The sequence below is a fragment of the Streptomonospora mangrovi genome, from assembly GCF_027604915.1.
GTDB lineage: Bacteria > Actinomycetota > Actinomycetes > Streptosporangiales > Streptosporangiaceae > Streptomonospora > Streptomonospora mangrovi.
The window spans coordinates 198,925-220,018 of sequence record NZ_JAJAQC010000003.1 but is presented as its reverse complement, the minus strand read 5'-3'; the positions used below and the strand labels follow the sequence as shown (position 1 = coordinate 220,018).

Sequence of the window (21,094 nt, the reverse complement as noted above, 5' to 3'; positions counted from 1 at the left end):
TCCGGTCACCGCGATCCCCTCGCAGTCGTCTTCATCGGGCCCCAGAGCCGGTCCGGCCGGCTACCGCAGCATCGGGAGCGGATGTCGCGCAGGAACCAAATGCACGTGCATTCACCGCATGCAGGCATCCTAGGGCACCCGCGCCCGCCACTTCAGTGAAAGCGTGAGGTTGCTCCCAGAGTTTCTGCCGCAGATCATGAAAGACCGGTCGGACCTGCGGAAACACGCGGCAATCGGATGGGCGGGCGCGGGCCGCTCCCTGGGGGCGGGCGGCCCGGTGGCGCCGGCGGGGCGCCCGGGTCAGGCGGCGAGCAGCGTACGGTGGACGCGGTCGGGGTAGTCGGTGATGATGCCGTCGACGCCGTCGCGGATGAGGCGGCGGATGGCCTGGTCGTTGTTGGCGGTCCAGCCGAACATCGCCAGCCCCTGGGCGTGGGCGTGGCGCACGTAGGGCGCCGACACCCGCAGGTGGTGGGGGTTGATCAGGCGGGCGTACTGGGCGATCCGGCGCAGGCCGTAGCGCCCGTAGGTCTTGCCCAGCGCGGCGGTGTGCAGCGCGGGCGCCGCCGCGGCGATCTCGCGCAGCATGACCCAGTCGAAGCTCTGGAGGATGAGCCGGCCCTCGGCCCCGGCCGCGCGCCAGTGGGGGTCGGTGCTCAGCTCCTGGGCCAGGCGCCGGGCCATGCCCCGGTCGCGGCGGTGCACCTTCAACTCCACCAGTGCGCCCAGGCCCTCCTCGCGCAGGACCGCGAGGCTCTCGTTGAGGGTGGGCACGCGCTCGCCGGCGAAGCCCGGCCCGAACCAGGCGCCGGCGTCGAGGCGGCGGATCTCGGCGAGGGTGAAGTCGGCGACGTTGAAGCTGCGGCGCTCGGGGAAGACGTCGGCGACGTCGGTGGTGCGGCGCAGCGAGGAGTCGTGCATGACGACGAACGCGCCGTCGGCGGTCTGGCGGATGTCGATCTCGGCCATGTCGGCGCCGCGCTCGCGGGCGGCGCGCAGGGCCGCGACGGTGTTCTCGGGGGCGTAGGCCGAGGCGCCCCGGTGGGCGACGACGATCACGGCCGCTCCCCCCACTGGCGCGTCCGCGCGGGGTGCCCGGGGGCGCGCGCAGGGCCGCGCCGCCGCGCGGTCGGATCGGGCGCCCGGTGTGCCGCGGTGTGGGCGAGCGACATGGCCACCGCCTCTTTTCCACTCGGTCCTCGTGGGGCCTGTCGTCAAGCCTCACCGCTCCCGGCCAACACGGAGTGGCCGAGGAGTGATCGCCCGGTGGAGCGCGCCGGGCGGTTGCCCGGTCGCGATCGCCGCCTACCTGCGCCGCCGCGGGCCACACCGCCTCACCCTATCGCCGGGTGACGACGTTTCCCGGCCGCCGCGGGGGATTGACCGGCCCGCCCCACCAGGGGTGTGGTGGGGGCACCACCCCGGGGACGGGGGGCCGCCCCCCGGCGGGCGGGGCGCGGCGCCGCGCCTAGCGCTCGCCGGTCTCGGCGATGCCGTAGAAGTCGAGCGCGTTGGCGGCGAACACCCGCTCGGCCTGGGCGCCGAGGGTGTCGGCGATGAGCCGCAGGTCGGCGGGGTCGAAGGGCCGGGGCGCCCGGGTGGAGGGCAGGTCGGTGCCGGCCATCAGGGCGCCGGGGTTGACCTCGGCGATGGCGCGCAGCGCCTCGGGCACGTCGACGTCGCCGCGGCCGAAACCGGTCGCCTTGACGCGAGCGCCGGTGCCCACCAGGGCCAGCAGGGCGGGCAGGCCCTCCTGGCTGAGCCCGAGGTGGTCCACGCTGACGCGGGGCAGCGGCGCGATCCGGGGGGCCAGGCGGCGCAGGTCGCGGGCGTCCACGTACAGCTCGGTGGGCCAGTTGAGCAGTTCGGCGGCGCGCATGCCCAACTGCACCAGGGCGTCGAGGTCGCCGGCCGGGCCCCGGACCAGGTTGACGCGCAGCGCGCGGACCCCGGCGGCGTGCAGGTCGCGCAAGTGGGCGTCGGAGGTCTCGGGCGGCAGTTGGGCGACGCCGACGAAGGACGGCCCGAGTTCGCGCAGCGCGGCGACGAGGTAGTCCTGCTCGGTGCCGTTGAACGACCCGGCGACCACGGCGCCGCCGGTGATCCCCAGCGCGTCGGCGCGGGCGCGGTAGTCGGCGACCGTGAACGGCTCGGGGCGGTACCCGTCGTTTCCGGGCAGCGCGAAGCGCGGGTCGATGATGTGGAGGTGGGCGTCGAACAACGCAGCGCCTCGTTTCGGCCGGGGTCGGGGCGGACCGCTCGAGCGGACGGGGTACCGGGGCCGGGAGCGCCTGCGGGCACGGCCCGGTCGACCACGCTAGTACGTCCGGCGCGGTGCCGTGGGCGGGGCGCGGACTCGTTTCGGACTCGGTCGGGTCGCACGCGGGGGCGGCGTGTGCGCGCGGCCCCGGCGCCGCACCGGAGCCCCCACATACCACCTGGTCGGTATGAGTGGATAGGATCGGCACGAATGTGTCCTGGACCACCCCATCGGAGGTAGCCAATGTCAGAAACCCGTCGCGTCGCGATCGTCACCGGGGGCGCTCGCGGCATCGGCGCGGCCACGGCGCGCAGGCTGGCCGCCGACGGCCGCGCCGTGGCCGTCGTCGACCTCAAGGAGAGCGACGCCCAGAGCACCGTCGACCGGATCACCGCCGAGGGCGGCACGGCCCTGGCGGTGGGCGCCGACGTCAGCGACGCCGAGCAGGTGGCCGCCGCCGTCGCGCTGGTGGCCGAGCGACTGGGCCCGCCCGCCATCCTCGTCAACAACGCCGGCGTCATCCGCGACAACCTGCTGTTCAAGATGTCGGAGGACGACTGGGACACCGTCATGCAGGTGCACCTGCGCGGCTCCTTCCTGATGACCCGCGCCGTCCAGGAGCACATGACAAGCCAGGGCTGGGGCCGGATCGTGTCGCTGTCGAGCACCTCGGCGCTGGGCAACCGCGGCCAGGCCAACTACGCCACCGCCAAGGCCGGCCTCCAGGGCTTCACCAAGACCCTCGCCATCGAGCTGGGCAAGTTCGGCGTGACCGCCAACGCCGTGGCGCCCGGGTTCATCGAGACCGACATGACCCGCGCCACGGCCGAGCGCGTGGGCATGGACTTCGAGGAGTTCAAGGCCGCCGCCGCGGCCCAGATCCCGGTCCGGCGCACCGGCCGGCCCGAGGACATCGCCGCCACCGTCTCCTTCCTCGCCGGTGAGGAGTCCGGGTTCGTCTCCGGCCAGGTCATCTACGTCGCCGGCGGCCCGCGCGACTGAACCGGTCCGCGCGGCCGTACCCCACCCCCCGCCTGACCCCCACTTCGGAGGTTCCATGACAACGGCCCCCGCGGGCGCGTCGCTCGACGCGCCCGCACTGCGGCGGCGGGTCGCCGCCCTCGTCGAGACACACGACCCCGCGACCACCGACCAGCGCGAGTTCCTGGCCGCCCGCTTCGACGCCGGGCTGGCCTGGGTGCACTTCCCCGAGGGCGAGGGCGGCCTGGGCGCCCCCCGCGCCCTCCAGGCCGTCGTCGACCAGGAGTTCGAGCGCCTCGGGTTCGTCCCCACCGGCCGCGAGGGGCTCGTCATCGGCCTGGGCATGGCGGCGCCGACCATCCTGGCCTTCGGCACGCCCGAGCAGCGCGCCCGCTACCTCAAGCCGCTCTACACCGGCGAGGAGGTGTGGTGCCAGTTGTTCAGCGAACCGGGCGCCGGCTCGGACCTGGCGGCCCTGGGCACCCGCGCCGTGCGCGACGGCGACACCTGGGTCGTCAACGGGCAGAAGGTGTGGACCTCGCTGGCCCACCGCGCCGACTTCGCGATCCTGGTCACCCGCACCGACCCCGACGTGCCCAAGCACAAGGGCATGACCTACTTCGTCTGCGACATGTCGGCCGAGGGGGTCGACGTCCGGCCGCTGCGCCAGCTCACCGGCGAGGCGGAGTTCAACGAGGTCTACCTGACCGACGTGCGCATCCCCGACTCCCAGCGGCTGGGCGCCGAGGGCGAGGGCTGGCGGGTCGCCCAGACCACGCTGATGAACGAGCGGGTCGCCATCGGCGGCCACCCCGAGCCGCGCGAGGGCGGGCTCATCGCGGTGGCCGCCCACATCTGGCGCACCCGGCCCGAACTGCGCACCCCCGGCCTGCACGACGCCCTGCTGCGGCTGTGGGTGGAGGCCGAGGCGGCGCGGCTCACCAAGGAGCGGCTGCGCCAGCAGTTGGCGGTGGGCCAGCCCGGTCCGGAGGGCTCGGCCGCCAAGTTCGCGTTCTCGCGGCTCAACCAGGAGATCTCCGGGCTGGAGCTGGAGCTGCTGGGCGAGGAGGGCCTGCTCTACGACGACTGGACCTTCCGCCGGCCCGAGGGGGTGTCCCTGGCCGCGCGCTCGCCGGGGTTCCACTACCTGCGCAGCAAGGGCAATTCCATCGAGGGCGGGACCTCCGAGATCCTGCGCAACATCATCGCCGAGCGGGTCCTGGGCCTGCCCGGGGAGATCCGGGTGGACAAGGACGTCGCGTGGAAGGACCTGCCCAAGTGAGCGAGAAGCGCCTCGACCTCCTCTACACCGAGGTCGAACAGGAACTGCGGGCCAGCGTGCGGTCGCTGCTGGAGGACAAGAGCCCGCCCTCGGCGGTGCTGGCGCGCGTGGAGGGCGACCAGGTCACCGACACCGCCCTGTGGAAGGAGCTGGCCGGCATCGGGGTGGCCGGGCTGCCGGTGCCCGAGGAACTGGGCGGCGCGGGCGCGAGCCTGCGGGAGTCGGCGGTGGTCGCCGAGGAGCTGGGCCGGTCCGTGGCGCCCGTGCCGTTCCTGGGCAGCGCGGTGCTGGCCACGGCGGCGCTGCTGGAGGCCGGGGCCGGCGACGACGTCGCCGCGCTGGCCTCGGGCGAGGCCGTCGGGGCGCTGGCGGTGCCGCTGGCCACTCCCCCGGGCGCGGCCTTCCCCGAGGCGGTGCGCGCCGAGGACGGCGCGCTCAGCGGCACGGTCACCGGGGTGGTCGACGCGGTGGCCGCCGACGTGCTGGTGGTGCCGGCGGCCGGCCCCGAGGGACCGGGGCTGTACGTGGTGGAGGCCGCGGCCGCGCGGGTGACGCCCGTGGTGACCCTGGACCTCACCCGGCCGCTGGCCGAGGTCGCGTTCGATGGGTCGGCGGCGCGGCGGGTGGCCTCGGGCGCGGCCGCCCAGGAGGCGCTGCGGCGGGCGCTGGTGACCGGCGCGGCGCTGCTGTCGGCCGAGCAGTTGGGTGTGGCCGAGTGGGCGCTGGACACCACGGTGGCCTACGCCAAGACGCGCCACCAGTTCGGCCGGCCCATCGGGTCCTTCCAGGCGGTCAAGCACCGGCTGGCCGACCTGTGGGTGGCGATCTCCCAGGCGCGGGCGGTGGTGCGCAGCGCGGCCAGCGCGGCGGCGACCGCGCGCCAGGACCCCGGCGACGCCGAGGCGGCCCGCGAGGCCGAGGTGAACGCGGCGCTGGCCCAGGCGTTCGTGTCGGGCGTGGCGGTGAAGGCCGCCGAGGAGGCGGTGCAGCTCCACGGCGGCATCGGGTTCACCTGGGAGCACCCGGCGCACCTGTTCCTCAAGCGGGCCAAGAGCGACTCCATCGCGCTGGGCACCGCCGACCGGCACCGCCTGGCGCTGGGCCGGCTGGTGGACCTGCCGGCGGCCGGGAGCGACTGAGCGGGCGGCCGCGCGGTGCGGGGGCCGGGTGCGCGGTGCGCGCGCCCGGCCCCCGCGCCGCGGGCCGGCCCCGCGCCCTCACAGCGCCGCGGCGGCCTTGGCGATCGCGGCGGCGGCGCCGTCGATGTCGGCGTCGGTGATGTCCAGGTGCACGACCAGCCGCAGCCGGTCGGCGCCCAGCACCACCGCGCCGACGCCTTCGGCGGCCAGCAGGTCGGCGAGCTGCGGCGCCCGGCCGCGCGGGGCGGTGAGGACGACCATGTTGGTGCGGGCCTCGGCCGCCAGGCCGGCCTCCAGCGCGCCGGCGGCCAGCCGCTCGGCGCGGGCGTGGTCCTCGGCGAGCCGGTCGACGTGGTGGCGCAGCGCGTACAGCGCGCCGGCGGCGATGATCCCGGCCTGGCGCATGCCGCCGCCCAGCAGCTTGCGGGCGCGCCGCGCGGCGGCGATCGTGTCGGCGCCGCCGGCCAGGGCCGAGCCCACGGGGGCGCCCAGGCCCTTGGAGAAGCACACCGACACCGTGTCGGCGCCCTCGGCGACCGCGCCGGGCGCCAGGTTCTGGGCCACGGCGGCGTTCCACAGCCGGGCGCCGTCCAGGTGCACCCGGATCCCGTGCTCGCGGGCGAACCGGGTGAGACCCAGGTGCTCGGCGCGCGGCACCACGCGGCCGGTGAAGGTGTTCTCCAGGCACAGCAGGCGGGGGCGGGCGCGGTGGACGTCGTCGGCGCCGCGCAGCCAGGCCGCCAGCAGCGCCTCGTCGGGGTAGGGCCCCGGCGCGTCGTAGACCCGGGGCTGCACCCGCGACAGGACGGCCAGCGCGCCCTGCTCGTTGGCGACCACGTGGGCGTCGCGGTGCGCCCAGACCTCGTCGCCGCTTCGGGTGTGGGCGTAGACGGCCAACTGGTTGGACATGTGGCCGGAGGGCACGTACAGCGCCGCCTCGGTGCCCAGCAGCGCGGCGGTCTCCTCCTCCAGCCGCCGGACGGTGGGGTCCTCCCCGAAGACGTCGTCGCCGACCTCGGCCTCGGCCATGGCCCGGCGCATGCCGGGGGTGGGCCGGGTGACGGTGTCCGAACGCAGATCGATCATGGTGGTGTGCGCTTTCCCTCCCGCTGCGGCCCCGAGGCGACGGGGCCGCGTTCCACCTTAGGAAGCGCCGCGCGGCCGCGAGCGGGCGGGGCCGCCGCCCCGGCGCGGCTCAGTCGATGCCGCGCGCGGTCAGCGCCTCGCCCATGGCCTCGGCCGAGCGCAGCAGGCCCACCACCACCGGCACCACGAGCACGTGCGGGCGCCCGCGCAGTCCCCGGGCGATGTAGGCCTCGCGCGAGGCGCGCCAGGACTCCGCGACCATGGGGATGCACCGGATGGTGAGGGCCAGCACCAGGCCCACCCGCCGGGGGTCGGCGCCGACCACCGCCAGCGGCCGGGCCAGCCGCTCGAAGAGGGTGAGCATCGCGCTGACCCGGGTGGTGGCGGTCACCAGCCCCGACAGCAGCACCGCGCCGGCCAGTTGCGCGCACAGCCGCGCGGCGGCGGGCGCGTCGCCGGCCACCAGTTGGAACAGGGCGATGAGGGCGAGGAACGGCGCCAGCGCCCGCAGGGTGCGCCACACCGGGCGCAGGCCCAGCCCGCACAGGGGGTGCAGCGCCACGGCCGCGCCGGCCGCCGCCAGCGCGGCCGGCAGGTTCGCGGCGGCCACCACCGCGCTCACCGCCGCCACCAGGACCAGCAGCTTGGCGCCGGCCGGTGCGCGGTGCAGCCAGGAGTCGCCGGGCACATAGAGCCCGGCCGCCGCCGGCCCGGCGCTCACGGCCGCCGCTCCGCGTGGCCCTCCTCGGGCGCGGCGGTCCGGCCTGCGCCCATGAGCGCGGTGTAGTGCGCCACGGCGTCGGCGGGCGCGCCGTCGAAGACGACCCGCCCCTCGTCCACGACCAGCACCCGGTCGAACCCGGCCAGCAGGTCCAGGTGGTGGGTGAGCAGGATCACCTGCTGGGGCAGCGCGCGCAGCGCGGCCGCCACCACCGCGGCGTTGCGCAGGTCCAGCAGCGTGGTGGGCTCGTCGCACACCAGCACCTCGGGCTCGGTGACCAGCACCGACGCCAGGGCGAGCATCTGGCGCTGCCCGCCGGAGAGCAGGTGGGCGGGGTGGTCGCGGTGGCCGGCCAGGCCGTGCCGCTCCAGGACCGCCGAAACCCGGGACTCGACCTCGGCGCGGCTCAGCCCGCTGCGGCGCAGGCCGATGGCGACGTCCTCGGCGACGGTGGGCATGACGATCTGCGCGGCGGGGTCGGAGAACACGAACCCGACGCGGCGGCGGATCTCGCGCGCGTGGCGGCGGGTGTCCAGCCCGTCCAGCAGCACCCGCCCGGAGTCGGGCACCACCAGCCCGTTGAGGGTGCGGGCCAGGGTGGACTTGCCCGACCCGTTGGCGCCGATGACGCCGATGCGGTGCTCGGCCAGCTCCAGCGTGATGTCGCGCAGCACCGGCCGCCCCGCGTAGGCGTGGCTGACGCCCTCCAGCCGCAGGGTCATCCGGCGCCGTCCTCGGCGCCCACCGCCACGGGGCGCCCGGCCGGGGGCACCGGGTAGGCGCGGTGCACGGCGGCGGCCACGGCGGCGGCGGCCACGGCCTTGGCGAGGTCGCCGGGCAGGAACACGCCCACGCCCAGCAGGGCGGCCAGCATCTCGTCGCCCAGCGCGACGGCGCTCCAGGGCACACCCACGAGGTAGACCACGCCGATGCCGCCGACGATGTTGGCGCCCACCCCGCCCCAGAACCGGTAGCGCGGCAGCATGAGCTGCACCAGCAGCCCCACGACCAGGGCGCCGGCGACCCAGCCCAGCAGGTAGCCGCCGGTGGGGCCGAGGAACGGCGCCACGCCGCCGCGCCCGCCGGGCAGCAGCGGCAGCCCGGCCAGGGTGAGGGCCAGGAAGGTGAGGACGGCCAGCGCGCCGCGCTTGGCGCCGAGCAGGCTGGGGGCCAGCATCACGCCGAGGGTCTGCAAGGTGATGGGCACCGGGCCGACCGGGATGGCGAAGGGCATGCTGAGCACCGCCAGCAGCGCCGCGAAGATCCCGACGAGCGCGATGTCGCGGGCCGTCAGGCCCCGGTAGCGGACCCGTCCCCGGGGGATGTCAGGCATGGGTGTCCCGTCCTCTCCACGCTCGAAGGCGCCCTGTTCGCAAGGCGCGCACCGGATCCATTGTCGGTGATGGCCGCCCGCCGCCCCCGGGCCGGGTCGGGTGGCGGGGGCGGCGGGGGTGCCCAGCCGGGCGGTCAGACGGGCAGCACGCAGGCGGGGTCGGGCACGCCCAGCCGGTGCGGTGTGGGCTGGGGCACCCCGGAGCCGTCCAGGCGCAGCACCGTCAGCTCGGCCGACTGCTGGTTGGCCACGACCAGCCACTCCCCCACCTGGGCGAAGTGCCGGGGCCAGGTGCCCCCGCACGGGACCTCGGCGAGGGGGCGCAGCCCGGCGCCGCCGTCGGTGACCTCGAAGGCGGTGACGGTGTCGGGGCCGCGGTTGGCCACGTACAGCCGCGAGGAGTCGGGGCTGAGGGCGATCTCGGAGGGCAGGCCCTTCGGGTCGGCGCCGGCGGCCACCACGGCGGTCTCGCGCGCGGTGGCGGTCTGGGGGTCCCACTCCAGCACGTGCACGCGGGCGTCGAGTTCGCCCACGACGTAGACGTGGCCGCTGGGGTGCACCGCCATGTGGCGCGGGCCGGTGCCGGGTTCGAGGTGGATGGCGGTGCCCGCGTCGGAGACGGGGTCCTCGGCGTCGGCGTCGAAGCGGTAGCGGCGCAGCACGTCGGCGCCCAGGTCGGCCACCAGCAGGTAGTCCCCGCCGGGCGCCATGGCCGAGGAGTGGGCGTGGGGCCCGTCCTGGCGGCCGCGCACGGGGCCGCTGCCGCTTCCGCGCAGCACCGCCGCGGGCTCCTCGGGCGCGCCGCAGGGCAGCAGCCGGTGCACGCTGACGCGGCCGTCGGCGTAGTCGCAGGCCACGATGTGGCGGCCGGCGGGGTGGACCAGGACGTGGCAGGGCAGGCCGCCGCAGGTGCCGGCCGACCCCAGCGAGCGCAGCACGGCGGCGTCGAAGCCGAACCCCGACACCGTGCCCTCGGCGCGCTCGTTGGCGGCGTAGATCCGGTCGGGGTGGCGGGGGTGGACGGCCAGGAAGGAGGGGCTGGACGCGGCGGCGGCGACCTCGCCGCCGCTGAGCGCGCCGGTGGCGGGGTCCAGCCACCCCCGGTACACCCCGAGCCCGGCCGCGTGGGGGTCGGTGCCGGCGGTGTAGGTGCCGATCCACAGCAGGCGCGGGTCGCTCATGGTGGTTCTTCCGTCCGTTCGTCGCGGCTGGTCAGCGGGGGTCATTCCCCGCACGGCGGCGGCGCACTCCTGGCGCGGGGGACCGTGGGGGGCGTGCGGCGGTGCCCCGGTGCCCGGCGCGGCGCCGGGCACCGGGGTCAGCCCTTGGCGGCCTCGATCGCGCGCAGGATGCGCTTCTCGGAGACGGGGTAGGCGGTGCCCAGTTCCTGGGCGAACAGGCTGACGCGGAACTCCTCCAGCATCCAGCGGATCTCGCGGACGTCGGGGTCGTGCTCGCGGCCGGGCGGCAGCGCGGCCAGCAGGTTCTCGCGGGCCTGGCGCATCTGCTCGACCTTGGCCATGTTGACCTGGTCGCGGCGCGGGTTGTCGGGCAGCTTGGTCAGCCGCAGGTCGATCGCCCGCAGGTAGCGGTGCAGGTGGCCCAGCCGCGCCAGGCCGGCGTCGGTGGCGAACCCGGGGCGGATCAAGCCGGCGAGCTGGCCCTGGACGTCGTTGAGCGAGGGCAGCACGGCCAGGCTGGTGGTGCCGCGGAGCCTGCGGCCCAGCTCGTGGGCGGCGGCCAGGACCCGGGCGGTGCCCTCGACGGCCTCGGCGAGGGTGTCGGCGAGTTCGGCGCGCACGTGCTCGCGCAGGGCGGCGAACGCGTCGGGGTCCCAGGAGGCGCCGTCGGCGGAGGCCAGCGCTCCCAGCCCGCCGCGCCGGGCCATCAGGGAGTCGGCGGCGCACTCCAGGCAGTCCTGGAACAGCGCCGGCACCCCGCCGTGGGGGTTGTGGCTGAGGGCGAGCTTGGTGCGGTTGTCCAGGCCGCGCTGCACCACCGCCACCGGCGAGGGCACCTGGAGCAGCAGCAGCCGGCGCGCGCCCGCCCACATGGCGTGGCGCTGCTCGGCCTCGGTGTCGAACAGGCGGACGTCCACGGAGTCGCCGCGGTCGACCAGAGCGGGGTAGCCCTTGACGGCGGGGCCGGCCGAGCGGCGCTCGAAGACCCGCTCCAGCGGGCCGAAGTCCCAGGCGGTCAGGCCGGTGCGCTCCAGGTCGCGGGCCTCGGCGGAGATCGCCTGCTGCAACTTGGGCTTGAGCCGGGCGCGCAGCGCGGCGAGGTCCTTCTCCTCGGCCAGGGTGCGGCCGCGGCCGTCGACGGCGCGGAAGGTCATGCGCAGGTGGTCGGGCACCCGGGAGGGGTCGAAGTCGGCGGCGGAGAGGCGCTCGCCGCTCATCCGGCCGAGTTCGCGGCTGAGGGCGTCGGCCAGCGGCTCGGTGTAGGGGGTGAGGGTCTTCAGCACCGCGCGGGCGTGGTCGGGCACCGGCACGAAGTTGCGCCGCAGCGGTTTGGGCAGCGACCGGATCAGCGCGGTGACCAGGTCCTCGCGCAGGCCGGGGATCTGCCAGTCGAAGCCGTCCTCGGTGACCTGGTTGAGCACGGTCAGCGGGATGGTGACGGTGACGCCGTCGGCCTGGGCGCCGGGCTCGAACTGGTAGCTCAGCGCGAACCGGTGGTCGCCCTGGCGCCAGGTGTCGGGGTAGTCCTCCTCGCTGACCTCGTCGGACCCCTCGTTGATCAGCATCGACTTCTCGAAGTTGAGCAGGTCGGGGTCGGCCCGGCGGGCGCGCTTCCACCAGGTGTCGAAGTGCGCGGCCGACACCGCCTCGGCCCCCACGCGCTCGTCGTAGAAGCGGAAGAGGGTTTCGTCGTCGACGAGGATGTCGCGCCGGCGGGCGCGGTGCTCGAGGTCCTCGACCTCCTCCAGCAGCCGCCGGTTGTCGTGGAAGAAGCGGTGGTTGGTGGTCCAGTCGCCCTCGACCAGGGCGTGGCGGATGAACAGCTCGCGCGAGACCTCGGGGTCGATGGCGCCGTAGTTGACCTTGCGCTGGGCCACGATCGGCACGCCGTAGAGGGTGACCCGCTCATAGGCCATGACGGCGCCGCGGTTCTTCTCCCAGTGGGGTTCGCTGTAGCTGCGCTTGACGATGTGGCCGGCCAGCCGCTCGGCCCACTCGGGCTCGATGCGGGCGACCATGCGCGCCCACAGCCGGGAGGTCTCCACGAGTTCGGCGGCCATGACGTAGCGCGGCTGCCGCTTGAACAGCGCCGAGCCGGGGAAGATCGCGAACCGGGCGCCGCGCCCGCCCAGGTACTCGTGCTTCTCGGGGTCCTTGAGCCCGACGTGGGACAGCAGCCCCGACAGCAGCGAGACGTGCACCTCGCGCGGGTTGGGCGCGGTGCTGTTGATGGTGACGCCCATGGCCTTGACGGTCTGCTTGAGCTGGCCGTAGATGTCCTGCCACTCGCGGACCCGCAGGTAGTTGAGGTACTCGTCGCGGCACATGCGGCGGAACCGGCTGCCCGACAGCTCCCGCTGGCGCTCCTGGAGGTGGTTCCACAGGTTGAGGTAGGCCAGGAAGTCGGATTCCTTGTCGGCGAAGCGGGCGTGGAACTCGTCGGCGGCCTGCTGCTTGTCGGCGGGGCGCTCGCGGGGGTCCTGGATGGACAGCGCCGCCGCGATGATCATGACCTCGCGCACGCAGCCGTTGTCCTCGGCCTCCAGCACCATGCGGCCCAGGCGGGGGTCGATGGGCAACTGCGCCAGGCGCCGCCCCAGCGGGGTCAGGCCCTTGCCGGGGTCGGGTTCGCCGGGGTCGAGGGCGCCCAGCTCCTGGAGGAGGTTGACGCCGTCCTTGATCTGGCGGCGGTCGGGGCCCTCCACGAAGGGGAAGGCGGCGATGTCGCCCAAGCCCAGCGAGGCCATCTGGAGGATGACCGAGGCGAGGTTGGTGCGCAGGATCTCGGGGTCGGTGAACTCCGGGCGGGAGAGGAAGTCCTCCTCGGAGTACAGCCGGATGCAGATGCCCTCGGCCACGCGGCCGCAGCGCCCCTTGCGCTGGTTGGCCGACGCCTGGGAGACGGGTTCGATGGGCAGCCGCTGCACCTTGGTGCGGTGGCTGTAGCGGGAGACGCGCGCGGTGCCGGGGTCGATGACGTAGCGGATGCCGGGCACGGTCAGCGAGGTCTCGGCGACGTTGGTGGCCAGCACCACGCGCCGGCCGCGGTGGGGGGCGAACACGCGGTGCTGCTCGGCCGCCGACAGCCGGGCGAACAGCGGCAGGATCTCGGTGTCGCGCAGCCGCTGCTTGGCCAGGGCGTCGGCGGTGTCGCGGATCTCGCGCTCGCCGCTGAGGAAGACGAGGATGTCGCCGGGGCCCTCGCCCTGGAGCTCGGCCACGGCACCGCAGATGGCCTGCACCTGGTCCTCGTCGGCGTCCTCGTCGATGGGGCGGTAGCGGACCTCGACCGGGTAGGTGCGGCCGGAGACCTCCACGATCGGGGCGTCGTCGAAGTGCCGCGAGAACCGCTCGGGGTCGATGGTGGCCGAGGTGATGACCACCTTCAGCTCCGGGCGGCGCGGCAGCAACTGCTTGATGTAGCCCAGCAGGAAGTCGATGTTGAGGCTGCGCTCGTGGGCCTCGTCGATGATCAGGGTGTCGTACTGGCGCAGCATGCGGTCCTGCTGGATCTCGGCCAGCAGGATGCCGTCGGTCATCAGCTTGACGAGGGTGTCGTCGCCGGAGCGGTCGGTGAAGCGGACCTTGTAGCCCACCGCCTCGCCCAGCGGGGAGTCCAACTCCTCGGCGATGCGCTCGGCGACGGTGCGGGCGGCCAGCCGGCGGGGCTGGGTGTGGCCGATCGCGCCGCGCACGCCCCGGCCCAGCTCCAGGCAGATCTTGGGGAGCTGGGTGGTCTTGCCCGAGCCGGTCTCGCCGGCGACGATCACGACCTGGTGGTCGCGGATGGCGGCGGCGATGTCGTCCTTGCGCCGGCTGACCGGCAGGGCCTCGGGGTAGGTGATGCGCGGCACGGCGGCGGCGCGGCGCTCGACGCGCGCCTGGGCGGTGTCGATCTCGGCCGCGATCTTGGCGGCGATGTCGGCGCGCTTGCGGTCGTCGCGGATCTTCTGGAGGCCGTCGATACGCCGGCGCAGCCGGTGCCGGTCGGCCGGCATCAGCGGGGACAGGCGTTCGCGCAGGGCACGGAGGTGGGCGCCGGGGACGGCCGCGGGCGGTGTTCTCATACCAACCCCCAGGATATGAGCCCGCACAAGGGGATTTCGCGGCGCAGCCGCGGCGCCGCGCCGGCCGGGGGCGGCCCCGGCCGGCCACCGGCCCCGATGTCAGTCGGGGATCTTGGCCGCCTGGCGGGCCTCGCGCGCGGCGGCGACCACGGCGGCGAGGTCGGCGCCGGTGCCGGCGGTGACGGCGGCGGCCACCGCGCCCTCCACGAAGGGGGCGTCGACCAGCACGACGTCCTCGCGCGGGTCGTCCTCCAGCACCATGCGGGCCGTCAGCACGGCGCTGCCGATGTCGGGCAGCACCACCACGCCCGCGCCGGAGTCGGCCCGCGCCACGGCGGCGGCGATGCGGTCGTAGGAGGTGCCGATGCCGCCGTCGTCGGTGCCCCCGGCGCAGAAGACGCGCCCGCCCGCCGATCCCAACTGGTCGATCAGCTCGCTCAGCCCGGCGGCGAGTTTGGCGCTGTGCGACACGAGAACGACCCCCACGGCCGTGTCCTTGGTCTCCATGCCCCCTAGGCTACTGATCGGCGCGCACGCCGTGACGCGCGTCACCGCCTTCGCAGACCGCGGGAGCCCGACATGAAGAAGTTCCTCAACTCCGCCGACACCTACCTCACCGACGCGCTGGCCGGGTTCGCCGCCGCCCACCCCGACCTGGCGGTGGACCTGGAGAACCGGGTGGTCACCCGCGCCCGGGGCGCGGTCCCCGGCAAGGTGGGGCTGGTGTCGGGCGGCGGGTCGGGGCACGAGCCGCTGCACACCGGGTTCGTGGGCGAGGGCATGCTCGACGCCGCCTGCCCCGGCGAGGTCTTCACCTCCCCGGTGCCCGACCAGGTGGTGGCGGCGGTGCGCGCGGCCGACTCCGGCGCGGGCGTGGTGCTGGTGGTCAAGAACTACACCGGCGACGTCATGAACTTCGACCTCGCCGCCGAACTGGCCGGCGACGAGGGCGTGCGGGTCGAGACCGTGCTGGTGGACGACGACGTCGCGGTGCAGGACTCCACGTTCACCGCCGGCCGGCGGGGTACCGGCGCCACGCTGCTGGTCGAGAAGATCGCGGGCGCGGCGGCGGTGCGCGGCGACTCCCTGGAGGCCGTCGCCGAGATCGGGCGCCGGGTCAACGCGGCGTCGCGGTCCTTCGCGGTGGCGCTGACCGCCGGCACCACCCCCGAGGCCGGGCGGCCCGGATTCGACCTGCCCGCCGACGAGATCGAGGTGGGCGTGGGCATCCACGGCGAGCCGGGGCGGCGCCGCGAGAAGCTGCGCCCGGCCCGCGAGATCGTCGCCGACATGGTGGAGGCCATCCTGGAGGACCGCGCGCCGGGCGCGGGTGAAGAGGTGATCGCCCTGGTCAACGGGCTGGGCGGCACCCCGCTGAGCGAGCTGTACCTGGTGTACGGCGAGGTCGCCCGGCTGCTGGGCGAGCGCGGCGTGCGGATCTCCCGCAGCCTGGTGGGCGACTACGTCACCAGCCTGGACATGGCGGGCTGCTCGGTCACGCTGTGCGGCGCCGACGCGGAGCTGGTGGAGCTGTGGGACGCCCCGGTGAGCACGCCGGGGCTGCGCTGGGGGATGTGAAGGGCGCCCGGGGCGGCGCCGGGACGTGTGCGGGCGGTCCCGGGAAGGCACCGGGACGAGGAGCGCGGCCCCGACCGGTGCGGGCGGGGCGCGATGGGGCAGGGTGGCGGTGCGGGGCGCGCCCGAGGCGGGCGGCGCCCGGTGCCGGCAGAGCCGGGGGAAGACCGTGGGAAGACCGAGGGAAGGGAGCCACCGGTGGACATCGAACTCGCCCGCGCCTGGGTGCGGGCCGTCGCCGTCGCCGTCGAGAAGGACCGCGAGCTGCTGAGCGACCTGGACGCCGCGATCGGCGACGGCGACCACGGCGGCAACCTGAACCGGGGCTTCGCGGCGGCGGCCGAGGCCGTGGCCGCCCTCCAGCCGGGATCGGTGGGCGAGGTGCTGGTCAAGACCGGCACCACCCTGGTCTCCAAGGTCGGCGGCGCGTCGGGGCCGCTGTACGGCAGCGCGCTGCGCGCGGCGGGCAAGCGGCTCACCGGTGAGAGCGCCGACCCCGGCGAGGTCGCCGCCGCGCTGGCCGCCGGCCTGGAGGAGGTCCGCCGCCTGGGCGGCGCGCAGCCGGGCGACAAGACCATGGTCGACGCCTACGCCCCCGCCGTCGAGGCGTTCACCGAGGCCGCGGGTCGCGGCGCGGCCCTGGCCGAGGCGGCGCAGGCCGCCGCCACGGCCGCCGAGGACGGCGCCCGCGCCACCGAACCGCTCCAGGCCCGCAAGGGCCGAGCGTCCTACCTGGGCGAACGCAGCAAGGGCCACGAGGACCCGGGCGCGGTCTCCACGGCGATGATCTTCCGAGCCCTGGCCGACACCGCCGCAGCGGCAGGCTGAGGCAGCGGGTCGGGGGGCGGGGACAGGCGCCCCGCCCCCGACCTCGGCCACCGCCGGGCAGGCGATCACCGCCCGCCCCGGGCACCCGGCCCGAACCGTCGGCCGGCACCCACAGACAACACCGACTCAGGCCGCGCGCCCGCCTGCCTCCGCCGGCACCGCGCCCGCCTTGCCGCACCCGGGTGCCCGGTGCGGACCGCGCGTCCGGGGTACCGGTGTGCGGGCAGCCGCCGGGCGGCCCCGGGCGGGCGGCAGTGGTGGCGACTCCGCGTCCTCGGTGCCGAACCAGTCGCGGAGCGACCGGCGCCACGGGTTGGCGCGCAGGCCCGGGTGGAGGACCGCCGCCGCCAGGCAGTACTTGCTGATGCGGGTCGGCCGCACGCCCAGCTCGGCCAGTGCCGCGTCGGCGGCCGTGGGCGGACCCGCCGACTTGCACTCCACCACCACCCAGTTGGGGTCGGCGATCACCTCGGCGGCCTCCGAGCGGCACACCAGCCCGGTGTCGCAGGTGATCCGCGCGGTGCCCGAGCGCTGCACCAGCGTGCGCCGCCAGTAGCCGGTGACGGCGGTGCGGATCAGCTCGTCCGGCGGCGCGATGCCGTATCCGGCGCGCAGCACCTCGGCGAGGAACGCGCGCGCCTCCTCGGTCAGCTCGTCGCGCAGGTCGAACGGGTGGGCCGTGCGCTGCTTGACGGTGGCGTCGCGGGCGCCCTCCAGCTTGACCTCGAAGGTGCAGGTGCGGGTGTCGAGGTAGCTGCGGGTGCGGACCTTGAATCTTCGGCGGCGGCCCTGGCGGTGCTGGCGGAAGGTCAGCAGGTCGGGCGTGTCGAAGTAGGTCGAGGAGTAGCGGAACCGCCGCATCCCCCCGATCTGGAGGATGGACCAGTCCTCCTGGTCGGCCAGCCGGTGCAGGAAGGCCAGGAACACCTCGCGCCGCAGCAGGTACTTGCGGTCGCGGCGCGTCTGCAACTCCGCCCGCTCCAGCACCTCGGCCAGCTCCATGCCGGGAAACGCCGCCGCGGCGGCGGTCTCGGCGTGCCGGGCGCTCACCGCCGCTCCCCCGGGGCCGCGGCGGCGGTGCCGCCGAGGCGGTTCCACCGGGTCGCCAGGCGCGCCGGGACGGCCGGCCAGGCGTCCTCGGGCCGGCGGTCGGCCAGGAAGCGCACGTCGACCACCATCGCGTCGCGGACGTAGTCGACCTCGTTGACCACGATCTTGGTGACCGGGGCGCGCAGCCGGCGCTCCAGGTCGGCGCGCAGGCCGGCGTCGTCGTGGTGGACGACGTCGAGCACGATCACGCGGCGGCGCGAGCGGCCGGTCAGCGCCGGGTGGTCGGCCACGTACATCGTGGCCAGCAGCAGCAGGTCGAGCCCCACCAGCACCCCGAAGGAGCCCTGGGCCAGCGCGTTGACCAGGCCCAGCGCGAGGGCGACGAAGTAGTAGCCGACCTCGCGCTGGCTGATCTCGTCGGAGCGCAGCCGGATGATCGACAGCACGCCGAACAGCCCGAACCCGATCGCCAGCTCGACCCGCTGCGACATCAGCAGCGTGCACACCGTGAAGATGCCGGTGTTGAGGGCGATGTAGGCGAACATCAGGTCGGCGCGGCGGTGCCGCCGGTAGTAGATGACGCAGGCAAGCACGGCGATGGCGATCACGTCCGCGGCGAGCGCCGGCAGGACCGTAGCGTTCACTCGTCTCCTCACTTCCCGCAACGGGTTCACGGCGCCCGGCACAGACCAAGGGGCCCCACTGAAAGACTGTGCAGACGAGCCATGAAAAGTCAGTGAGCGACTCGTGAGGAATTGTTCATGGGCGGCGCGAACGCCACCCCTGCGGCGCCCGCGGCCGCGTCAGGGCGCCAGTCCCGCGTGGGCCAGCGCCTGGCGCAGCAGGACGTCCTGACCGCCGCTCATCTCCTGGGCCACGCCCGGTCCGGCGGCCTCCTCCGGTGAGAGCCAGACGATGTCCAGGGCGTCCTGGCGGGGCCGGCAGTCGCCGGTGACCGGCACGACGTAGGCCAGCGACACCGCGTGCTGGCGGGGGTCGTGGAACGGCGTGACGCCCGGGGTCGGGAAGTACTCGGCGACGGTGAAGGGCTGCGGCGAGGCGGGCACCTGGGGCAGCGCCACGGGGCCGAGGTCCTTCTCCAGGTGGCGCAGCAGGGCGTCGCGGATCCGCTCGTGGTAGAGCACCCGGCCCGACACCAGGGACCGGCTGATGCTGCCGTCGGGCGAGACGCCCAGCAGCAGGCCGACGCTGGTCACCGAGCCGGACTCGTCGACCCGCACCGGAACGGCGTTGACATAGACGATGGGCAGCCGGCCGCGCACCTCGTCGAGGTCGGTGCGGGTGAGCCAGCCGGGCGAGGTGTCCGTCGTTTCGGTCATGACGCCGTTCTACCTCATGGACCCCGGGCCGGGGGGCACCCGCCCCGCCCCGGGGCACCGCCCCACCCGGTCCCGCACCCCGTGCAACCCTGCCCCGGCGGCGCCGCGGCTTCTATCCTGGCGAGTCATGGAGCTACGGCACCTGGAGCACTTCGTCGCGGTCGCCGAGGAGCAGCACTTCACCCGGGCGGCCGAGGTGCTCGGGATCGCCCAGTCGGGCCTGTCGGCGTCGGTGCGCGCCCTGGAGCGCGAACTGGGCGCCGACCTGTTCGTGCGCACCACGCGGCGGGTGCGGCTCACCGAGGCGGGGCGGGCGCTGCTGACCGAGGCGCGGCGCACCCTGGCCTCGGCCGCGGCGGCGCGCGAGGCGGTGAAGGCGGTGGGCGGGCTGCTGACCGGCACGCTGCGCGTGGGCACCGAGCAGTGCATGGCCGCGATCGAGCCGGTGGCCCTGCTCGCCGACTTCCGCACCCGCCACCCCGGGGTCGAGGTGCACCTGGTGCAGGCGGGTTCGGCGCGGCTGCTGGAGAGCGTCCGCTCCGGCGAACTCGACCTGGCGTTCGTGGCGGGGGTGGCGCCGCCGCAGGGGGTGCGGCTGGAGCCGCTGACCGAGGAGCCGATGCTGCTGCTGTGCCGCGCCGACCACCCGCTGGCCGGCGCGGGCGGGGCCGTGGCGCTGGAGCGGCTGGCCGGCGAGGTGTTCGTGGACCTGCACCCCGACTGGGGCGCCCGGCGCGCGGCTGACGCGGCGTTCAGCGCGGCCGGCGTGCGCCGCCAGGTCGCCATGCAGGTCAGCGACGTGTTCACGCTGCTGGACCTGGTGACGCGCGGGCTGGGGGTGGCCGTGGTGCCCCGGCCCGTGGCCGCCAAGCCGCAGGCCGCCACGCTGCGGGCGGTACCGCTGGCGGCCGCCGCGGCGTGGCGGGTGGGCGTGGCGACCTCGGCCGCGCGCCGGCCGGGTGCGGCGGCGCAGGCCCTCGCCCGGATGATTCAGCAGCGGCCGTGCTGAATCCGATCCGAAACCGGTGTTGGACGCGGCGGCCGCCGCTGGCGACCATGGCCGGGTGAGGGGGTGGGGGGCGGGTGCGGTCGCAGCCCCGCCCGACGCCGCGCGGCAACGAAGGAGGCAGGCCCCATGGCGCAGGAAGTCCGCGGAGTCGTATCGCGTGAGAAGGACGCCCCGGTGGCGGTCGAGACGATCGTCGTGCCCGACCCCGGGCCCGGCGAGGCCGTGGTGCGGGTGCAGGCGTGCGGGGTGTGCCACACCGACCTGCACTACAAGCAGGGCGGTATCAGCGACACCTACCCCTTCCTGCTCGGCCACGAGGCGGCCGGCGTGGTGGAGTCGGTGGGCGCCGGGGTCACCGAGGTCGAGCCGGGCGACTTCGTGGTGCTGAACTGGCGGGCGGTGTGCGGGCAGTGCCGCGCCTGCCGGCGGGGCCGGCCCTGGTACTGCTTCGACACCCACAACGCCGCCCAGCCGATGACGCTGGCCGACGGCACGCCGCTGAGCCCGGCCCTGGGGATCGGCGCCTTCGCCGAGAAGACCCTGGTGGCCGCCGGGCAGTGCACCAAGGTCGACCGCCGCGCCGCGCCGGCCGCCGCCGGGCTGCTGGGCTGCGGCGTGATGGCCGGGCTGGGCGCCGCGCTGAACACCGGCGGAGTCGGCCGGGGCGACACCGTGGCGGTCATCGGGTGCGGCGGGGTGGGCACCGCCGCCGTGATGGGCGCGCGGCTGGCCGGGGCGGCGCGCATCATCGCCGTCGACATCGACCAGCGCAAGCTCGACACCGCCGCGCGGCTGGGCGCCACCCACACGGTGGACTCCCGCGCCACCGACCCGGTGGCGGCCATTCAGGAGCTGACCGGCGGGTTCGGGGCCGACGTGGTCATCGAGGCGGTGGGCCGGCCCGAGACCTACCGGCAGGCGTTCTACGCCCGCGACCTCGCCGGCACGGTGGTGCTGGTGGGGGTGCCCACCCCGGACATGACCCTGGAGCTGCCGCTGCTGGACGTGTTCGGCCGGGGCGGCGCGCTGAAGTCGTCGTGGTACGGCGACTGCCTGCCCAGCCGCGACTTCCCCATGCTCATCGACCTCTACCTCCAGGACCGGCTCGACCTCGACGCGTTCGTGTCGGAGACCATCGCCCTGGACGAGGTCGAGGCCGCGTTCGAGCGCATGCACCACGGCGATGTGCTGCGCTCGGTGGTGCTGCTGTAGGCGCGGGCGGCCCCGCGCGCCGCGCGGGCG

Annotated in this window: 19 protein-coding genes; 7 read left to right on the top strand and 12 right to left on the bottom strand. The window is 75.5% G+C overall.

Annotated features, from left to right (window positions below):
- Positions 1-300: 300 nt before the first annotated feature.
- Entirely contained in the window at positions 301-1,059 is a 759-nt protein-coding gene (locus LG943_RS02510; protein WP_270070495.1) for a glycerophosphodiester phosphodiesterase, read from the bottom strand.
- Positions 1,060-1,468: 409 nt separating this feature from the next.
- Positions 1,469-2,221 carry an amidohydrolase family protein gene (locus LG943_RS02505; protein ID WP_270070494.1) on the bottom strand — a complete coding sequence of 251 codons (753 nt, stop codon included), beginning with the start codon at positions 2,219-2,221 and terminating at the stop codon, positions 1,469-1,471.
- A gap of 282 nt (positions 2,222-2,503) precedes the next feature.
- Between LG943_RS02505 and fabG the strand changes: the two genes are divergently transcribed.
- The 3 genes from fabG to LG943_RS02490 are packed head-to-tail and all read left to right on the top strand — an operon-like array spanning position 2,504 to position 5,662.
- A complete protein-coding gene (fabG, locus tag LG943_RS02500) occupies positions 2,504-3,262 on the top strand; it encodes a 3-oxoacyl-ACP reductase FabG (RefSeq protein ID WP_270070493.1) in 759 nt (252 codons plus the stop codon).
- A 55-nt stretch (positions 3,263-3,317) separates the two neighbouring features.
- Positions 3,318-4,523 (top strand): acyl-CoA dehydrogenase family protein, encoded by a 1,206-nt coding sequence (locus LG943_RS02495; protein ID WP_270070492.1) that lies wholly within the window; start codon positions 3,318-3,320, stop codon positions 4,521-4,523.
- The gene (locus tag LG943_RS02490; protein WP_270070491.1) at positions 4,520-5,662 is read left to right on the top strand and encodes an acyl-CoA dehydrogenase family protein; all 1,143 of its coding nucleotides are present in this window, start codon (positions 4,520-4,522) and stop codon (positions 5,660-5,662) included. The genes LG943_RS02495 and LG943_RS02490 overlap by 4 nt, the downstream gene beginning before the upstream one ends.
- Positions 5,663-5,740: 78 nt before the next feature.
- On the opposite strand, the gene LG943_RS02485 is transcribed toward LG943_RS02490, so the two are convergent.
- The 7 genes from LG943_RS02485 to dhaM form a co-directional block, all read right to left on the bottom strand.
- Positions 5,741-6,748: a threonine aldolase family protein gene (locus LG943_RS02485; RefSeq protein WP_270070490.1), complete on the bottom strand. Its 1,008-nt coding sequence runs from the start codon at positions 6,746-6,748 to the stop codon at positions 5,741-5,743.
- Between the two features lie 109 nt (positions 6,749-6,857).
- The gene (locus LG943_RS02480) at positions 6,858-7,469 is read right to left on the bottom strand and encodes an energy-coupling factor transporter transmembrane component T (protein ID WP_270070489.1); all 612 of its coding nucleotides are present in this window, start codon (positions 7,467-7,469) and stop codon (positions 6,858-6,860) included.
- Complete coding sequence (locus LG943_RS02475) at positions 7,466-8,191, bottom strand: energy-coupling factor ABC transporter ATP-binding protein (RefSeq protein ID WP_270070488.1); 726 nt, start codon at positions 8,189-8,191, stop codon at positions 7,466-7,468. The genes LG943_RS02480 and LG943_RS02475 overlap by 4 nt, the downstream gene beginning before the upstream one ends.
- Complete coding sequence (locus LG943_RS02470; RefSeq protein WP_270070487.1) at positions 8,188-8,802, bottom strand: biotin transporter BioY; 615 nt, start codon at positions 8,800-8,802, stop codon at positions 8,188-8,190. Before LG943_RS02470 ends, LG943_RS02475 begins: the two co-directional genes overlap by 4 nt.
- A 134-nt stretch (positions 8,803-8,936) precedes the next feature.
- Positions 8,937-9,983 carry a lactonase family protein gene (locus LG943_RS02465; protein WP_270070486.1) on the bottom strand — a complete coding sequence of 349 codons (1,047 nt, stop codon included), beginning with the start codon at positions 9,981-9,983 and terminating at the stop codon, positions 8,937-8,939.
- A gap of 137 nt (positions 9,984-10,120) precedes the next feature.
- Positions 10,121-14,050, bottom strand: coding sequence for an ATP-dependent RNA helicase HrpA (gene hrpA / locus LG943_RS02460; protein ID WP_270070485.1), 3,930 nt, complete (start codon positions 14,048-14,050; stop codon positions 10,121-10,123).
- Positions 14,051-14,149: 99 nt separating this feature from the next.
- On the bottom strand, positions 14,150-14,557 hold the full coding sequence (gene dhaM, locus LG943_RS02455; protein ID WP_270070484.1) for a dihydroxyacetone kinase phosphoryl donor subunit DhaM: 408 nt from the start codon (positions 14,555-14,557) through the stop codon (positions 14,150-14,152).
- Between the two features lie 72 nt (positions 14,558-14,629).
- On the opposite strand from dhaM, the gene dhaK reads away from it, so the two are divergent.
- Together dhaK and dhaL are read left to right on the top strand one after the other, a co-directional pair.
- Complete coding sequence (gene dhaK, locus LG943_RS02450) at positions 14,630-15,628, top strand: dihydroxyacetone kinase subunit DhaK (RefSeq protein WP_270070483.1); 999 nt, start codon at positions 14,630-14,632, stop codon at positions 15,626-15,628.
- 195 nt (positions 15,629-15,823) lie between these two features.
- Positions 15,824-16,453: a dihydroxyacetone kinase subunit DhaL gene (gene dhaL, locus LG943_RS02445; protein WP_270070482.1), complete on the top strand. Its 630-nt coding sequence runs from the start codon at positions 15,824-15,826 to the stop codon at positions 16,451-16,453.
- Positions 16,454-16,579: 126 nt separating this feature from the next.
- Here the strand turns inward: dhaL and LG943_RS02440 are convergent, their stop codons facing one another.
- The 3 genes from LG943_RS02440 to LG943_RS02430 form a co-directional block, all read right to left on the bottom strand.
- Positions 16,580-17,503 (bottom strand): polyphosphate polymerase domain-containing protein, encoded by a 924-nt coding sequence (locus LG943_RS02440; RefSeq protein ID WP_270070481.1) that lies wholly within the window; start codon positions 17,501-17,503, stop codon positions 16,580-16,582.
- Entirely contained in the window at positions 17,500-18,147 is a 648-nt protein-coding gene (locus LG943_RS02435) for a DUF4956 domain-containing protein (protein ID WP_270070480.1), read from the bottom strand. Before LG943_RS02435 ends, LG943_RS02440 begins: the two co-directional genes overlap by 4 nt.
- Before the next feature lie 159 nt (positions 18,148-18,306).
- Complete coding sequence (locus LG943_RS02430; RefSeq protein ID WP_270070479.1) at positions 18,307-18,843, bottom strand: NUDIX hydrolase family protein; 537 nt, start codon at positions 18,841-18,843, stop codon at positions 18,307-18,309.
- A gap of 127 nt (positions 18,844-18,970) precedes the next feature.
- Between LG943_RS02430 and LG943_RS02425 the strand changes: the two genes are divergently transcribed.
- Both LG943_RS02425 and LG943_RS02420 read left to right on the top strand, forming a co-directional pair.
- A complete protein-coding gene (locus tag LG943_RS02425) occupies positions 18,971-19,852 on the top strand; it encodes a LysR family transcriptional regulator (protein ID WP_270070478.1) in 882 nt (293 codons plus the stop codon).
- A 126-nt stretch (positions 19,853-19,978) separates the two neighbouring features.
- Positions 19,979-21,064 carry an S-(hydroxymethyl)mycothiol dehydrogenase gene (locus LG943_RS02420; RefSeq protein WP_270070477.1) on the top strand — a complete coding sequence of 362 codons (1,086 nt, stop codon included), beginning with the start codon at positions 19,979-19,981 and terminating at the stop codon, positions 21,062-21,064.
- Positions 21,065-21,094 lie beyond the last annotated feature (30 nt).

Coding starts and splice junctions, on each gene's coding strand:
- dhaM (WP_270070484.1), bottom strand. CDS start 14,557: ATGGAGACCAAGGACACGGCCGTGGGGGTCGTTCTCGTGTCGCACAGC.
- dhaK (WP_270070483.1), top strand. CDS start 14,630: ATGAAGAAGTTCCTCAACTCCGCCGACACCTACCTCACCGACGCGCTG.
- hrpA (WP_270070485.1), bottom strand. CDS start 14,050: ATGAGAACACCGCCCGCGGCCGTCCCCGGCGCCCACCTCCGTGCCCTG.
- LG943_RS02475 (WP_270070488.1), bottom strand. CDS start 8,191: ATGACCCTGCGGCTGGAGGGCGTCAGCCACGCCTACGCGGGGCGGCCG.
- LG943_RS02425 (WP_270070478.1), top strand. CDS start 18,971: ATGGAGCTACGGCACCTGGAGCACTTCGTCGCGGTCGCCGAGGAGCAG.
- LG943_RS02420 (WP_270070477.1), top strand. CDS start 19,979: ATGGCGCAGGAAGTCCGCGGAGTCGTATCGCGTGAGAAGGACGCCCCG.
- LG943_RS02495 (WP_270070492.1), top strand. CDS start 3,318: ATGACAACGGCCCCCGCGGGCGCGTCGCTCGACGCGCCCGCACTGCGG.
- LG943_RS02465 (WP_270070486.1), bottom strand. CDS start 9,983: ATGAGCGACCCGCGCCTGCTGTGGATCGGCACCTACACCGCCGGCACC.
- LG943_RS02485 (WP_270070490.1), bottom strand. CDS start 6,748: ATGATCGATCTGCGTTCGGACACCGTCACCCGGCCCACCCCCGGCATG.
- LG943_RS02430 (WP_270070479.1), bottom strand. CDS start 18,843: ATGACCGAAACGACGGACACCTCGCCCGGCTGGCTCACCCGCACCGAC.
- fabG (WP_270070493.1), top strand. CDS start 2,504: ATGTCAGAAACCCGTCGCGTCGCGATCGTCACCGGGGGCGCTCGCGGC.
- LG943_RS02470 (WP_270070487.1), bottom strand. CDS start 8,802: ATGCCTGACATCCCCCGGGGACGGGTCCGCTACCGGGGCCTGACGGCC.